Origin of the sequence: Methylobacterium sp. CCH5-D2, assembly GCF_001556475.1 — a bacterium.
GTDB lineage: Bacteria > Pseudomonadota > Alphaproteobacteria > Rhizobiales > Beijerinckiaceae > Methylobacterium > Methylobacterium hispanicum.
In genome coordinates this window covers 1-345 of record NZ_LSIX01000051.1, presented here as the reverse complement: position 1 = coordinate 345, position 345 = coordinate 1, and the positions used below count along the sequence as shown (strand labels likewise).

Annotated in this window: 1 protein-coding gene; it reads right to left on the bottom strand. The window is 72.8% G+C overall.

All coding sequences use genetic code 11. The features are described 5' to 3' along the window. The coding region (locus tag AX737_RS01230; protein ID WP_280949048.1) for a DNA translocase FtsK at positions 1-345 on the bottom strand (345 nt) is incomplete at both ends.

Sequence of the window (345 nt, the reverse complement as noted above, 5' to 3'; positions counted from 1 at the left end):
CGATCTCCATCCGCTCCATCAGCGAGGCGGCGCGGTTGTAGCCGATCTGCAGGCGGCGCTGGATGTAGCTGGTCGAGGCCTTCTGGTCCCGCAGCACCACCTGGATTGCCTGCTCGTAGAGGTCGCCCGACTCAGCCCCGACCGCCGCCGTGAAGGCGCCGACGTCGAAGACCGGGGCCTCCTCCTCGCGCTCCTCGGCGGGCTGGGCCGCCGCCTTCGAGGCGCGGGAGCCCTTGGCGGGCGCTTCTTCCGGCGCGTCGTCGGCCGTGACGGCGTCGAGGTAGGCCGGCCGGCCCTGGCGCTTGAGGTGGGCGACCACGCTCTCGACCTCGGCGTCCGAGCAGA